Annotated in this window: 15 protein-coding genes; 9 read left to right on the top strand and 6 right to left on the bottom strand. The window is 38.7% G+C overall.

Annotation, left to right across the window (positions count from 1 at the left end; genetic code table 11):
• Positions 1-8 precede the first annotated feature (8 nt).
• A complete protein-coding gene (locus B9A18_RS07475; RefSeq protein ID WP_084288615.1) occupies positions 9-1,502 on the top strand; it encodes a tetratricopeptide repeat protein in 1,494 nt (497 codons plus the stop codon).
• Here the strand turns inward: B9A18_RS07475 and B9A18_RS07470 are convergent.
• The 4 genes from B9A18_RS07470 to rsfS are packed head-to-tail and all read right to left on the bottom strand — an operon-like array spanning position 1,499 to position 5,823.
• Positions 1,499-2,581: a 3-oxoacyl-ACP synthase III family protein gene (locus tag B9A18_RS07470; RefSeq protein WP_084288614.1), complete on the bottom strand. Its 1,083-nt coding sequence runs from the start codon at positions 2,579-2,581 to the stop codon at positions 1,499-1,501. The two genes, B9A18_RS07475 and B9A18_RS07470, sit on opposite strands and share 4 nt — an antisense overlap.
• 55 nt (positions 2,582-2,636) lie before the next feature.
• The gene (locus B9A18_RS07465; protein ID WP_084288791.1) at positions 2,637-3,290 is read right to left on the bottom strand and encodes a LutC/YkgG family protein; all 654 of its coding nucleotides are present in this window, start codon (positions 3,288-3,290) and stop codon (positions 2,637-2,639) included.
• 58 nt (positions 3,291-3,348) lie between these two features.
• Positions 3,349-5,424 (bottom strand): ATP-dependent zinc metalloprotease FtsH, encoded by a 2,076-nt coding sequence (ftsH, locus tag B9A18_RS07460; protein ID WP_084288790.1) that lies wholly within the window; start codon positions 5,422-5,424, stop codon positions 3,349-3,351.
• A gap of 24 nt (positions 5,425-5,448) precedes the next feature.
• On the bottom strand, positions 5,449-5,823 hold the full coding sequence (gene rsfS, locus B9A18_RS07455; RefSeq protein WP_084288613.1) for a ribosome silencing factor: 375 nt from the start codon (positions 5,821-5,823) through the stop codon (positions 5,449-5,451).
• Positions 5,824-5,906: 83 nt separating this feature from the next.
• Here rsfS and B9A18_RS07450 point away from each other — a divergent pair, with 83 nt between their 5' ends.
• Both B9A18_RS07450 and pfkA read left to right on the top strand, forming a co-directional pair.
• Positions 5,907-6,641 carry a biotin--[acetyl-CoA-carboxylase] ligase gene (locus B9A18_RS07450; protein WP_235005259.1) on the top strand — a complete coding sequence of 245 codons (735 nt, stop codon included), beginning with the start codon at positions 5,907-5,909 and terminating at the stop codon, positions 6,639-6,641.
• A gap of 62 nt (positions 6,642-6,703) precedes the next feature.
• Positions 6,704-7,687 carry a 6-phosphofructokinase gene (gene pfkA, locus B9A18_RS07445; protein ID WP_084288611.1) on the top strand — a complete coding sequence of 328 codons (984 nt, stop codon included), beginning with the start codon at positions 6,704-6,706 and terminating at the stop codon, positions 7,685-7,687.
• 32 nt (positions 7,688-7,719) lie between these two features.
• On the opposite strand, the gene B9A18_RS07440 is transcribed toward pfkA, so the two are convergent.
• Both B9A18_RS07440 and B9A18_RS07435 read right to left on the bottom strand, forming a co-directional pair.
• Positions 7,720-8,040 carry a heavy metal-binding domain-containing protein gene (locus tag B9A18_RS07440; protein WP_084288610.1) on the bottom strand — a complete coding sequence of 107 codons (321 nt, stop codon included), beginning with the start codon at positions 8,038-8,040 and terminating at the stop codon, positions 7,720-7,722.
• Positions 8,041-8,091: 51 nt separating this feature from the next.
• Positions 8,092-8,610: a 5' nucleotidase, NT5C type gene (locus tag B9A18_RS07435; protein WP_235005258.1), complete on the bottom strand. Its 519-nt coding sequence runs from the start codon at positions 8,608-8,610 to the stop codon at positions 8,092-8,094.
• 159 nt (positions 8,611-8,769) lie between these two features.
• Here B9A18_RS07435 and B9A18_RS07430 point away from each other — a divergent pair, with 159 nt between their 5' ends.
• From B9A18_RS07430 to rplS, 6 genes are all read left to right on the top strand, one after another.
• Complete coding sequence (locus B9A18_RS07430; protein WP_084288609.1) at positions 8,770-9,339, top strand: 30S ribosomal protein S16; 570 nt, start codon at positions 8,770-8,772, stop codon at positions 9,337-9,339.
• Between the two features lie 75 nt (positions 9,340-9,414).
• Positions 9,415-9,942, top strand: a complete 528-nt coding sequence (gene rimM, locus B9A18_RS07425) for a ribosome maturation factor RimM (RefSeq protein ID WP_084288608.1) — start codon at positions 9,415-9,417, stop codon at positions 9,940-9,942.
• 14 nt (positions 9,943-9,956) lie between these two features.
• Positions 9,957-10,634: a tRNA (guanosine(37)-N1)-methyltransferase TrmD gene (trmD, locus tag B9A18_RS07420; protein WP_084288607.1), complete on the top strand. Its 678-nt coding sequence runs from the start codon at positions 9,957-9,959 to the stop codon at positions 10,632-10,634.
• A gap of 222 nt (positions 10,635-10,856) precedes the next feature.
• Positions 10,857-11,141 carry a hypothetical protein gene (locus B9A18_RS07415; RefSeq protein ID WP_084288606.1) on the top strand — a complete coding sequence of 95 codons (285 nt, stop codon included), beginning with the start codon at positions 10,857-10,859 and terminating at the stop codon, positions 11,139-11,141.
• A 34-nt stretch (positions 11,142-11,175) separates the two neighbouring features.
• Positions 11,176-11,445 carry a hypothetical protein gene (locus tag B9A18_RS07410; RefSeq protein WP_084288605.1) on the top strand — a complete coding sequence of 90 codons (270 nt, stop codon included), beginning with the start codon at positions 11,176-11,178 and terminating at the stop codon, positions 11,443-11,445.
• 275 nt (positions 11,446-11,720) lie between these two features.
• Entirely contained in the window at positions 11,721-12,068 is a 348-nt protein-coding gene (gene rplS / locus B9A18_RS07405) for a 50S ribosomal protein L19 (protein WP_084288604.1), read from the top strand.
• Positions 12,069-12,111: the final 43 nt, after the last annotated feature.

Here is a 12,111-nt window from a genome sequence, read left to right as displayed (position 1 = left end):
TTACCCTTATGAAGTCTACACTACCCATGAATAAACTCTTTTTCGCTCTTTTCCTGCTCTTTTTGCCAGGATCATTGTTTGCTAAATTTGATTTCAATGCAAATTGTTTAAAAGCATACGGGCTTATATTTGAACTTAAACTCAATGCTGCGAGGCAGATTATTGCCGCCGAAAAGCGAAGCAATCCAAAGAACTCTATCGTTCCTTTATTGGAAAATTATGCTGATTTCTTTCAGCTGTTGTGCAGCGATAGTAAGGATGAGTTTGAGCGCTTAAAAGGACACAAAAATGCGAGATTAGATCAGATTGAAGATGATGATGCGCAATCGCCTTATCGGTTGTATGCACAGGCAGAAATTAACCTGCAATGGGCCTTGATCAGAGGACGGTTTGGTGAGCAGTTTAATGCGGCAATGGAGATAAAAAAGGCAAATGTTTATCTGCAGGAGAATACAAAGAAATTTCCTTCTTTTCAATTGAATGCCAAGGGGCTGGGGCTGATTAATGCGGTTTTGGGTAGTTTACCTGATGGCTTGATGAAGAGTACGCTTTCGACTTTTGGTATTAAAGGGAATGTAAAGACGGGATTAGCCATGATGCAAAGATTGGCAACGGGTTTACCGGCTTCTTCATTTGAACCTTTTTATGAAGAAGTGGTCTTTTATTATGCATTTGTGCTGACAGATGTGACACATAGTGAAAATGCGTACGCAGAAACGACGAAATATGTTTCAAGGATCTCAGACACCAGTTTGCTTAAATCTTACCTTAAAGCTTATGTATGTGCCAAAAGAGGGCATAATGAAGAAGCGATTACAACCTTAGGGGCAAAACCTACAGGCCCCCAATACCAGTCCTTTCCTTATCTGGATTATCTGATGGGCATTGCGCGATTAAATAAGCTGGATATGAGCGCTGCAGCTCACTTTAATAAGTTTTTGCAGAGTAATAAGGGGGTAAGTTACATTAAGGATAGTTATTTGCACCTGGCCTGGATCGAATTGATTTCGGGTGACGGTAAAGGCTATAATCAGAATATAGCTAAGGTTAAGGGGGTAGGATATGCTATTCATGAACGGGATAAGCAGGCTTTGCAGGAGGTAGCAGCTGGTGTGCCTAATGTTGGACTTTTAAAGGCAAGGTTGTTATTTGATGGTGGTTATTACAGCAAATCAATGGAGATATTGGCTGGAATTAAAGCGGAAGATTTAACTGCTGTAAAGGATAAGACAGAATATTATTACCGCCTGGGCAGAAATAGCGATGAGCTAGGTAAATGGGACGCTGCGCTGGAGAACTATCAGAAAGCAGTGAATTACGGTAAAGGTTTAAAAGCTTATTTCTCGGCCAAATCGGCCTTAAGTATGGGGAAGATCTATATGATGAAAAAGAGCTATCCCCAAGCCAGAACTTGTTTTAATACAGCTATCAATATGAAAGGCCATCAATATGAAAACAGTATTGAAAGTGAAGCCCGAGACAGTTTGAAAAGAATGAATTAAAAGCGGTAAACAAATGCGTTGATATGCATACCTGCGCCAACTGAAGCAAACACGGTATAATCACCCTTATTAACCTTGTAGCCTTCAACATGACCTTTAAGTACGAGGTCGAGTAGAGTAGGTATGCTGGCGACCGAGCTGTTTCCTAACCAGGATATGGTCATAGGTACCAGATTTTCAGGTACAGTATCCAGGTTGTACAACTTAAATAAACGTTTCATAATAGCTGTATCCATTTTACCATTTGCCTGATGAATGAAAACGGTTTTAATGTCTTTTATGTCAATACCAGATTTATCAATTGCTGTTTTTACGACTTGTGGTACGTTTAATACGGCAAATTCATACAGCTTTCGGCCGTTCATTTTTAGGTAAGCATTTCCGCTTTGCTCATCTGGGTTATTGCTTTTTCCCATAACCAGTAATGAGCCGTGATTAATAGCGTGCGTTTGTGTTTTATGAGCAATGATACCTAGTGGAGCATCGTCTTCCTGTGCTTCGAAAATAACCGCTGCTGCGCCATCTGAGAAGATCATACTGTCTCGATCATGCGCATCGATGATTCTGGATAGGGTTTCTGCACCGATAACCATTACACGCTTTGCATCGCCGCTTTGGATAAGGTAATTGGCTTGTATGGCACCCTGTACCCAACCTGGACAACCAAAAATTAAGTCGTAAGCTACGCAATCAGGATTTTCAATTCGTAATGCCTGTTTAATTTTGGCAGCCAGTGAAGGAAGAATATCCATACGGTTACTTCCCATCTTAACATCTCCAAAATTGTGACAGAATATAATGTGATCAAGCGTTTCTTTATCAATTTTGGCGTCGTCTATTGCTCGCTGCGCGGCAATCGCAGCGATAATACTGCTTACCTGATCCTCATCTATATAACGACGTTCGTTAATTTCTGTGATCTCTGAGAATTTGCTGATTATTTCGCTGTTTTCTTTGTCCAGCTTTACGCCATTGTCGTAAAACGTGGCGTTTAAAAAGGCATTTCCTGCGATAATATTTTCTGGAATATAGCTTCCGGTACCCTTAATAACTGAGTTTAAGTTTGTTTTAATGCCCATTTTGAACCATATACTGATTTGGTGTACAGTATAAAATTAGAATAAATATATTAGATTATGAAAAATCTTCAATTAAAAATACGAATAATTCCTTTGGTCCATGAGCGCCGAGTACTAAAGTTTTCTCAATATCGGCGGTTCTGCTAGGTCCAGTGATGGTGCTGATCATTGATGGAATTTGATCGCTGTATTTGTTTTTTATCAATTTAAAAGCATCCTTTAAATCCATTACCATTTGTCCGGTACGGGCAATAACAATGTGATGATGCGGGAAGATGCTTAATCTACGGCCAGCGGCATTCTGATTTGAGACCATAACAGAGCCATTACGGGCAATTAAGGCTTCGCATAGTGTTATGCCTACCTCTGCCATTTCAAAGTCTTTATCGGTCTGATAAAAGGGAAATTCATAGGCAGCAAGCAAATCCTGTAATTCAGGTTCCCAGCAGTATATTTTTCTCCAATTAAATTTTTCGGCTAGCTGCAGGATGTTTTCAATAAATTCTATTCCATTTTCACAGTAGATGAAATTGCCTGAAACTGCGGTAAGCTGTTCTGCAAATAAGATTTCCGGATATTCCCGGTGGTCTGGGCTCTCTGTGTAGAGGGGAGTATCTTCTAAATTTGGATAAGGATTATCTCTTCTTTCCAGAAGGGCTTTTCTTATCTTTTTTAGCATGAGCTCTTTTGAAGAAATGTTTTCTTGCATAAAAGATGGATTTGCAGCCATTCCACATATTGGAATGGCTGTTCCATAAATATTGTGATTAAGATTCTGTTTGTACCGGGTTTATTGGTGTTGCAGTGTCGCCAACTCCATCATGCAACAATCCTTCGGCTGCAGGCTTCTGATCGCCTGTACCATTTACAAATTCGTCGTAAGTAGTACGGTTATCAAAAGGACGTTTGCCTAAAATTTCCTCTAAATCGGCTTGGAAAAGAATCTCTTTTTCAATTAATTTTTGAGCTAGTTTTTCTAAACCGTCTCTTTTTTCTGTAAGTAATGCTTTAGTTCTTACGTATACCTCAGCAATTAACAGACGAACTTCGTGATCAATCATTTCTGAAGTTTTTTCAGAATATGGCTTGTTGAAGTTGTATTCGTTCTGAGGATCATGGAAGGATACATTCCCAATGGTACTGTTCATACCATAAATCGTTACCATGGCATATGATAACTTGGTGATACGTTCCAGGTCATTTTGTGCACCTGTAGATATTTTACCAAAAACGATGTCTTCAGCAACACGACCACCCATAGTCATACACATTCCATCGGTCAACTGTTCTGTAGTATACAGGAACTGCTCTTTAGGAAGGTATTGTGCGTAACCTAATGCGGCAACACCACGGGGAACGATAGATACTTTTACCAAAGGATCGGCATGCTCAAGGAACCAACCAGCGATGGCGTGACCGGCTTCATGATAAGCAACGATTCGTTTTTCTTCCGGAGAGATGATTTTATTTTTCTTCTCTAAACCACCAATTACGCGGTCAATAGCATCCTGGAAATCCTGCATGTCTACAAAATCCTTATTGCGACGGGCAGCAATTAGCGCTGCTTCATTACAAACGTTGGCAATTTCAGCACCTGCAAATCCCGGAGTTTGTGCAGAAAGCTTTTTGGCATCAACGATCTGATCGGTTTTGATTGGTTTAAGGTGAACTTTAAAGATTTGTTCACGTCCAACTAAATCAGGTTTATCAATTGATATTTGTCTGTCAAAACGACCTGGTCTCAATAGGGCAGAGTCTAATACATCCGGACGGTTTGTAGCTGCAAGAATGATAATTCCTGAATCAGTACCAAAACCATCCATTTCAACCAGTAACTGGTTTAGTGTGTTTTCACGCTCGTCATTTCCACCCATCATGCTGTTTTTACCACGAGCACGACCGATCGCATCAACCTCATCAATAAAGATGATACAAGGCGCTTTATCTTTGGCTTGTTTAAACAAATCACGAACACGTGAAGCACCAACTCCAACAAACATCTCAACAAAGTCTGAACCTGAAAGCGAGAAGAAAGGTACTTGCGCCTCGCCGGCAACTGCTTTAGCCAATAACGTTTTACCTGTACCCGGAGAACCTACCAATAGGGCTCCTTTAGGGATTTTACCCCCTAAATTGGTGTATTTTTTAGGGTTTTTAAGGAAGTCAACGATTTCCATAACCTCTTGTTTCGCCTCTTCAAGACCAGCTACATCGTTAAAAGTAACGTTTACCTGACTTTCTTTATCGAATAGGGTGGCTTTTGATTTTCCGATATTGAAAATCTGACCACCACCGCCACCGGCACCACCGCCCATACGACGCATGATAAAGATCCAGAAAGCGATAAATAATAAAACAGGTAAGATTATAGTTAAGAACCAGGAGTTAAAAGAACTCTGTCTGGTTATTTTTTCAGCCAGCACCTGTTGTAATGGAGGTATGTCTTTTTGAGCCTCTTTCAGATCCTTATCCAGCTGATCAAAAGAGCCTGCATTGAAATAAACTGTCGGGGCTTCTGCAGCACCAAAATTACTCTTGCTCAGGTAGTCTTTATATTTAGGAAGTTTAAGTTTGTCCTTTTTAATGTAGACCTCAACTTTAACCAGATCTTCGTGTTTGTAGGCGATTAATTTATCTACATCACCCGGTATCAGCATTTGTGTTTCAAATGTGCGATACGGAATGGTCTTTGCAGTATCCCCGCTAAACAGGAATTGCAGTAAGATCAGCCCTAGAATAATAGCAGCATATACCCAAAAAATATTAAATTTTGAACCTTTTTGAGGTTTTTTAGGAATATTTGGGATCTTCAATTTGGGCTTCGTATTAGGATTCTCTTTCATCATTTAAAAAATGGAGGTGAATGATTAGGCGCTTTGGTATGACGTAGACTGGGCATCTCCCCAAAGGTCTTCAATACCATAAAATTCGCGCTTTTCGGTTTTAAATATGTGAACTACTACGTCAAAATAATCAAGGATAATCCAGTCGGCATGCTCCTGACCTTCTTTTCTCCATGGATTAGTTTGAGTTTTCTTATAGATTTCTTCTTCTACACTATCGGCAATTGCCTTTACCTGGATAGAGGAATCTGCGCTGCAGATGATAAAATAATCAGAAACTGAACTGTTAAGTTCTCTTAAATCTAGCCTTACAATGTCGTGTCCTTTTTTTTCCTGTATGCCTGATACAGCTATCTCTGAGAGGTATGTAGAAAGGTTTCCAATTTTAGTTTTTACCATTAAAATGTTTTAATTTTGATAAACAAATATACAATCAACACTTGCAAAATAACACTTTTCCCACATTATTTGTTGGTCAAAATTTGATCAGATTACCTGAGGTTGATTCTACCAATAACTTTTTAAAAGCAATTGTGTCAAATTCCGAGCCATTAGCCGAAGGGACTGTAATTATGGCAGATAAACAATTTGCTGGTAGAGGGCAACAGGAGAATACCTGGTACTCGGAACCTGGTATGAACCTTACTTTCAGTATTTATCTAAGCCCCCTCTTTTTACCTATAACCAGTCAGTTTCTACTTAATATGGCTGTTAGTGTGGGTGTTAGGGATGCGATAAATGATTTTTTAGGCGGTGGACTGAAGGTGAAATGGCCTAATGATCTATATTATAATGATCAGAAACTTGGAGGGATTTTAATTGAAAACATCTTATCGGGAAGTAAATATAAAGCTGGTATCGTAGGAATAGGAATCAATGTAAACCAGTTGAATTTTGATCCGATGCTATTAAATCGACCGATTTCAATGGGTAAAATTTTACAACGGGATGTTAATTTATTGGAGCTTTTAGCAAAAATTTGCACTCATATTGAGGCTCAGTACCTGAGATTAAGATCTGGGAACTTTAATAGTTTGCAGAATTCTTACCTTTCCGGGCTGTACAGATTTAAGGAAAAGGCATCGTACCGGCGTCTCGGGGAAGTTTTTGAGGGAACGATAATAGATGTGACTGAGCAGGGCTTGCTTGTGATGTTAAGTAATGGGATTGAAAAGCACTATAATTTTAAAGAAGTAGAATTTTTAAACAACATTTAAAGATTATGGTTATTTTCACCGACTCAGTAGTAGAAGTATTTTTAATCCGACGGAGAAACTAAATGAATAAAATAAAAAATATTGGAGTATTAACTTCAGGTGGCGATGCTCCTGGAATGAATGCTGCCATTAGGGCAGTTGTTAGAGCGGCAATTTATTACGATTTACAAGTTACGGGTATTTTAAGAGGCTACGAAGGTTTAGTTCATGGAGATTTTATCGAGATGAACAGGAAATCTGTGGCCAATATTATTCAACGTGGAGGTACAATCTTAAAAACAGCACGTAGTGATGCTTTCCGGACAACGGAAGGACGTGCTCAGGCATATGAGCAGTTAAAAAAACATGATATAGATGCGTTGATCGTGATAGGTGGGGATGGAACATTTACAGGGGCTAATTTATTCAGCGCTGAATTTGATTTCCCTATCGTTGGCTTGCCTGGTACTATTGATAATGATTTGCAGGGAACTGATTTTACGGTCGGTTACGATACGGCTATCAATACCGTTGTAAATGCGGTTGATAAGATTAGAGATACAGCTGAATCGCACGACCGGTTGTTTATCGTTGAGGTGATGGGAAGAGATTCAGGATTGATTGCTTTAAGGAGTGGTATTGGTGTTGGAGCTGAGGCAATCCTTATTCCGGAAGCTAATATGGGTGTGGAAGGATTGATTACCAGATTGGAAAGCGGTCGTAAGGATAAGGCTTCTAAGATTGTTGTGGTTGCAGAAGGTGATGAAGTGGGGGGTGCTTTTAATGTAGGAGAGGCTTTGAAGAAGAAATTTCCTAACTACGACATCAGGGTTTCTGTATTGGGGCATATTCAGCGCGGAGGTAAACCTAGTTGTATGGACAGAGTGTTAGCTAGCCGTTTTGGTGTTGCAGCAGTTGAAGGAGTAATCAATGGTCAGTCCGGTGTAATGGTTGGACAGGTAAACAGAGAACTTGTGTTTACGCCATTTGGACATGCTATAAAGCATATAGATGCTGAGGAGGTAAGTCCGGCCTGGTTAAAACTGGTAGAGATATTATCATTATAATAAAAAAGGCCCTTTAAAGGGCCTTTACTATTTTATTCAATAATTACTGCGGTACCTGTTGCGGCTACCATCAGCATGCTACCACCGCTTCCTACGGTTTCGTAATCAAGGTCTACACCAATAATGGCATTGGCGCCCATTGCTGCAGCATATTGCTGCATTTCATTTACTGCGGTCTCTTTTCCTTCTCTTAATACTTGTTCATATGAACCGGATCTGCCGCCAACGATATCGCGGATTCCGGCAAAAAGGTCTTTAAAAATATTGGCGCCAATGATGGTTTCGCCACTAACAAGGCCAATATATTTGACTATTTTTTTGCCTTCTATTGTGTTTGTTGTTGTAATCAGCATATGGATATTTTTTAAGGATTTGATAGTTGGAAATGGATAATGTTACAGTTATTATGACAATTTCTCGAGAACCTGCTGCCACGTGTCTACACGCTCGTAACCTGTAATCAATAGGTTGTGGGGAGAGGAAAATAATAATTTCCGCCCCTCAAAGCCTTGAAAGTTTTTAATGCGATCGTCTATCATTATATCTACATTGACAATTTTGTCGCCACAGAATATGATGTTTTTCCAGCTTATAAAAGGAAAATGATCGGCTAGCCAGTCGAGTTTATCTTCTAAGGAGTTTCTAAATTCTGTTGCTGCCGAAACGATATATACTTCATTGTTTTCTTGCAGTCGTTTAACAGCCTCAATGCTGCCTTCAATAACAGGAAGGTCTCTAAAAAAGCCCTTTTCATTGATGTAATCGAACCATTTGTTGTTGGCGTGCTCAGGAACATGATGATAGATTTCGTTGCCCGGATCAACAATAAGATTTAAAGGCACACCATAGTCGCGATTATATAGTTTAATGAATTTACTCAAGGGATCAGCTAACACTTCATCCATATCAATGGCTATTCTCATTTCATTTTGTTTTATTCAAATATCTTAAATCATGGAATAGTTTAGGTAATGAATTAAAAAATATTGCATCTTGTTAATCATTAGTATTTTACTTACTTTTGCAACCCCGCAAGCATGAAGCTCCGGGAACTATGTTGAATACATAAAAACAAAGAAGAAATGGCAACTAAAATCAGATTGCAAAGATTCGGTAAAAAAGGGAAACCTTTTTTCCACGTAGTGGTAGCGGATTCCCGTTCACCAAGAGATGGTAAATTCATTGAGCGTTTAGGTTCTTACAACCCAAACACCAATCCTGCAACCATTGATATCAATTTCGATAAAACTTTAGACTGGGTAAACAAAGGTGCTGAGCCTACGGATACTTGTCGTGCTATCCTTTCTTACAAAGGTGTTTTATACAAAAAACACTTAGAAGGTGGTGTTAAAAAAGGCGCATTAACTGCTGAGCAAGCTGAAGTTAAATTTGCTGAATGGTTAGCTGCAAAAGCTGGTCAGATTGACGGTAAAAAAGACAGTTTAACTAAATCTAAAGAGGAAGTTAAGAAAGCTGCTTTAGCTGCTGAAGCTAAGAAAAATGCTGATCGTGCTGCTGCTTTAGCAATTAAAAATGCACCGGTTGAAGAAGTTGTAGCGGAAGAAGAAGTAGTTGAAGAAACTGCTGCTGCTGAAGAGGCTCCTGTAGCTGAAGCTCCTGCTGCTGAAGAAAACAAAGAAGAACAAGCATAATATTTTTGTTATTCTGAATGATAGCGAAGAAATTTCATGAAAATGAATTCTTCGCTATTTTTATTATAGGTATTTATGACACAAGAAGAAGCGTTTTACATAGGGTACATTACCAAGACAAAAGGGTTAAAGGGTGAGGTTCAATTATTTTTTGAATATGATGAACCGGGATTGTTAGATCTGGATGTGGTTTTTGCAGAGATCAATGGTAAAATGGTTCCGTTTTTTGTGTCGTCCTGTAAGTTGCAAACCAATAATACGGGCAATTTTTATTTCGATGATGTTGATCATATAGACAAAGCTCAGGCTTTGGTAAGGAAGAAAATCTATCTTCCCTTATCTAAGATGCCGGATCGCTCGGACGACGATTTTCATTACAATGATCTTAAAGGCTTTATCGTTTCGGATGAGACGCAGGGAGAATTGGGGGAAATTATTGAGGTGAATGAATATCCACAGCAGTTCGTAGCAACGGTTTTATACAAAGGCACGGAGATTATGTTCCCTCTAAATGAGGACATGATTGTTGAAATTGATGAAGAGGAAGAGACTTTATTGGTGGATCTGCCGGAAGGATTACTGGATATTTATCTGTCAAATTAATTTAACTTTACAACATGCGTTTCGATATCATATCTGTTTTACCTGATTTGCTGGACAGTCCTTTTGCTCATTCTATTCTTCAACGGGCCCAAAAGAAGGGCATAGCAGAAATTGTTGTCCATAATTTGAGGGACTACGCCACTAACAAGCAGAAAAGTGTGGATGATTACCCTTATGGTGGTGGCAGCGGGATGGTGATGTCAATAGAGCCTTTTGCCAGGTGCATTGAGGCGCTTCATGCTGAACGCAAATATGATGAGGTTATCTTCATGAGTCCGGATGGTGAAACTTTTAACCAGACGATTGCTAATGAGCTTTCAGGAAAGGGAAATATCATGGTCCTGTGCGGTCATTATAAAGGCATAGACCAACGTATCAGGGATTTATTTGTGACCCGGGAAATCTCAATAGGTGATTATGTACTTTCTGGTGGCGAATTGCCAGCCGCAGTGCTTGTTGATGCTATTGTGCGGTTAATTCCGGGGGTTTTAAATGACGAAACTTCTGCATTGTCTGACAGTTTTCAGGGTGAATTGCTGGATGCGCCTGTTTATACGAGGCCGGCAGACTGGAGGGGGCATAAGGTTCCTGATGTTTTACTGAGTGGCCATGAGGCTAAAATCAATGAGTGGCGCCACGATCAGGCGTTGATCCGTACGCAAACCCGCAGACCAGATCTCTTAGAGGATTAATATTATTTTCAGGTTATCTATTTGTTGCTACATTTTTTATGTAGTTTAATTGGTTGTGCCTTATTTTTTTGTGTCCCGTTAAAGGTGTTGCTAAAAAAATAATTTAGTTTATTTGGTTATTGTATTCGAATTTTAGTAGATTCACGCTAAAAAAATATGCGTTTGTCGTTATTTTAAGTACGAAGAGAAGAATCGAATTAACACTAACTAAATATACATGCCATGACAAACAAAGTAAGGAAGTACAAAATAAATGATTTTTTGTTGCGCCTGCCGGTATCTCAATACAGAGAAGCGGTCAGGGTTATCCCAAAAGTTTTAGGGGTATCCTTAAATACGTTTCATAATTACCGGAATATTCTAATAGACGATTTACAGGATATTCCTCATGAAAAAGTGATGCTGTTTGAAAAATTATTTGAAATGAAGGTTGGGGAGCTGAGGAACAGAAATATGAGCTGTAAACCTTTAAAGGAGCTTTTGCAATCTGAGGACTCCCGTAGATAGTATACTAAAGATCAGCTAACCTAAATTTTAAGATATGTATAAGTATAAGATCAATGAGTATTTATATCAGTTGAATGTTGTTGAGTATTCTGCGGCAAGGAAAATCATTCCAAAAGAATTGGATATTTCATTAAATACCTTTCATAATTACCGTAACATAAAAAGCGATGACTTGGCAGACATTCCCTATCACCTGGTCAGAAAAATGGAAATTCTGTTTAATATGAAGAGAGGTGGTCTCGAAAATATAACGATTAAGGGAACCGATTTGAAAACATTAATTTATCAAAACCAGAAAAAGTAAATATTATTTTTTTGTTTTTATTTTTTTGAATTGCATTGTTCAAGTAGTGGTTTGAGCTATTTGTATCAATCGCCCTAATTGATGAATTAAAGCGGGTTCATCGCTTTCAGATTCTTATTTTAGCCTGATTACTAAGGTGCTGTGTTTTACTTTGGGAATGTGGAAATTTAAAAGAATGTGGAAAAAAATAAAAAATGCTTTTATTTTTAAAATAAAATCCCTAATATTGCAGTCCGATTTTAAACAACAAAAAGTCGGCTTAATAGCTTAAAATCATGGATTTAGTAAAATTTGTTGAAGAGCAGGTAATCGCAAAAAATGACTTTCCTGCCTTCAAATCAGGAGATACAGTGAGTGTTCACTATAAAATTCGCGAAGGTAATAAAGAACGTATTCAAATTTACCAAGGCGTAGTATTACAACGTAATAGCGTTGGTGCTAGCGAAACGTTTACCGTTCGTAAAATGTCTAACGGTGTTGGTGTGGAACGTATATTCCCTATCAATTCTCCGAATATCGCTAAGATAGAAGTTAATAGCCATGGTAAAGTTCGCAGAGCGAAATTATTTTATCTACGTGAATTAACTGGTAAAGCAGCTCGTATAAAATCTAAAAGAGTTTAGATATTTAAAAAAAAATATATTAACCTCACCGATCATATCGGTG

It is taken from the genome of Pedobacter nyackensis, assembly GCF_900176505.1.
In the GTDB taxonomy this organism is placed as follows: domain Bacteria; phylum Bacteroidota; class Bacteroidia; order Sphingobacteriales; family Sphingobacteriaceae; genus Pedobacter; species Pedobacter nyackensis.
The sequence above is the reverse complement of the archived record's forward strand: the minus strand, read 5'-3'. Positions and strand labels throughout refer to the sequence as shown.

Coding starts and splice junctions, on each gene's coding strand:
- pfkA (WP_084288611.1), top strand. CDS start 6,704: ATGAATAAAATAAAAAATATTGGAGTATTAACTTCAGGTGGCGATGCT.
- B9A18_RS07440 (WP_084288610.1), bottom strand. CDS start 8,040: ATGCTGATTACAACAACAAACACAATAGAAGGCAAAAAAATAGTCAAA.
- B9A18_RS07475 (WP_084288615.1), top strand. CDS start 9: ATGAAGTCTACACTACCCATGAATAAACTCTTTTTCGCTCTTTTCCTG.
- B9A18_RS07435 (WP_235005258.1), bottom strand. CDS start 8,610: ATGAGAATAGCCATTGATATGGATGAAGTGTTAGCTGATCCCTTGAGT.
- trmD (WP_084288607.1), top strand. CDS start 9,957: ATGCGTTTCGATATCATATCTGTTTTACCTGATTTGCTGGACAGTCCT.
- rplS (WP_084288604.1), top strand. CDS start 11,721: ATGGATTTAGTAAAATTTGTTGAAGAGCAGGTAATCGCAAAAAATGAC.
- B9A18_RS07415 (WP_084288606.1), top strand. CDS start 10,857: ATGACAAACAAAGTAAGGAAGTACAAAATAAATGATTTTTTGTTGCGC.
- B9A18_RS07430 (WP_084288609.1), top strand. CDS start 8,770: ATGGCAACTAAAATCAGATTGCAAAGATTCGGTAAAAAAGGGAAACCT.
- rsfS (WP_084288613.1), bottom strand. CDS start 5,823: ATGGTAAAAACTAAAATTGGAAACCTTTCTACATACCTCTCAGAGATA.
- B9A18_RS07410 (WP_084288605.1), top strand. CDS start 11,176: ATGTATAAGTATAAGATCAATGAGTATTTATATCAGTTGAATGTTGTT.
- B9A18_RS07470 (WP_084288614.1), bottom strand. CDS start 2,581: ATGGGCATTAAAACAAACTTAAACTCAGTTATTAAGGGTACCGGAAGC.
- ftsH (WP_084288790.1), bottom strand. CDS start 5,424: ATGAAAGAGAATCCTAATACGAAGCCCAAATTGAAGATCCCAAATATT.
- B9A18_RS07465 (WP_084288791.1), bottom strand. CDS start 3,290: ATGCAAGAAAACATTTCTTCAAAAGAGCTCATGCTAAAAAAGATAAGA.
- rimM (WP_084288608.1), top strand. CDS start 9,415: ATGACACAAGAAGAAGCGTTTTACATAGGGTACATTACCAAGACAAAA.